Origin of the sequence: Streptomyces sp. NRRL S-118, from assembly GCF_000716335.1 — a bacterium.
Classification (GTDB): domain Bacteria; phylum Actinomycetota; class Actinomycetes; order Streptomycetales; family Streptomycetaceae; genus Streptomyces.
In genome coordinates this window covers 1-1,127 of sequence record NZ_KL591043.1, presented here as the reverse complement: position 1 = coordinate 1,127, position 1,127 = coordinate 1, and the positions used below count along the sequence as shown (strand labels likewise).

Genomic DNA, 1,127 nt, shown 5'->3' with positions numbered 1-1,127 from the left:
TCGACCTGCGGTGTGTGGGAGGCGTAGTCGACGTTGACCCGCCGTGCCCGCACCCCGTCGCGCTCGCAGGCGGCCAGGATCTCGTCCAGCGCCTGCGGCTCACCGGCCACCACGACAGCCGCCGGACCGTTCACCGCCGCCACCGACACCCGCCCCGCGAACGGAGCGATCAACTCCTCCACCCGCTCCACCGGCAGCGCGACGGACATCATCCCGCCCAGACCCGCCAACCGGTCACGCACCAACTGACTGCGCAACGCCACGATCCGCGCCGCATCACGCAACGACAACGCACCGGCCACATAGGCCGCGGCGATCTCACCCTGCGAGTGACCCACCACCGCCGACGGCTCCACACCGTACGAACGCCACACCGCCGCCAGACCCACCATCACCGCGAACAACGCCGGCTGCACCACATCGACCCGCTCCAGGGACGGCGCACCCGCCACATCCCGCAGCACGTCCTCCAGACTCCAGTCCACGAACTCCGCCAGCGCCTCACCACACGCGGCGATCTCCGCGGCGAACACCGGCGAGGAGTCCAGCAACTCCACCGCCATCCCCACCCACTGCGCACCCTGACCCGGGAACACGAACACCGGCTTGGCGCCGGGCGCGGCGCGGCCCTCGACGACCACGGGCGACGGTTCGCCGACGGACAGGGCGGCCAGCCCGGCCAGCAGCTGCTCGCGGTCGGCCGCGGCGACGACACCGCGGTGCTCGAGGTGGGCCCGGGTGGTGGCCGCGGAGAAGCCGAGGTCGGCGAGGGACAGGTCGGGCCGCGCCAGGGCGTGCGCGCGGAGCCGGTCGGCCTGGGCGCGCATCGCGGCGGCGGAACGGCCGGAGACCGTCACGGGGACGGCGGGCATCGGACGCGGCGCGGCGGCGCCGTCGTCGGACGGCTCCTCCGCCGGGGCCTCCTCCAGGATGATGTGGGCGTTGGTGCCGCTGACGCCGAACGACGACACCGCCGCGCGGCGGGGCTTGTCCCCCGCGGGCCACGGCCGTGCCTCGGCCAGCAGCTCGATGTCGCCCGCCTCCCAGTCGATGTGCGGGGAGGGCGCGTCGAGGTGCAGGGTCTGCGGCAGTACGCCGTGCCGCATCGCCATCACCATCTTGATGAC

Annotated in this window: 1 protein-coding gene; it reads right to left on the bottom strand. The window is 73.9% G+C overall.

Features of this window, described 5'->3' with window-relative positions:
• A partial coding sequence (locus IH00_RS0135710) for an acyltransferase domain-containing protein (RefSeq protein WP_031080598.1) occupies positions 1-1,127 on the bottom strand: 1,127 nt, incomplete at both ends.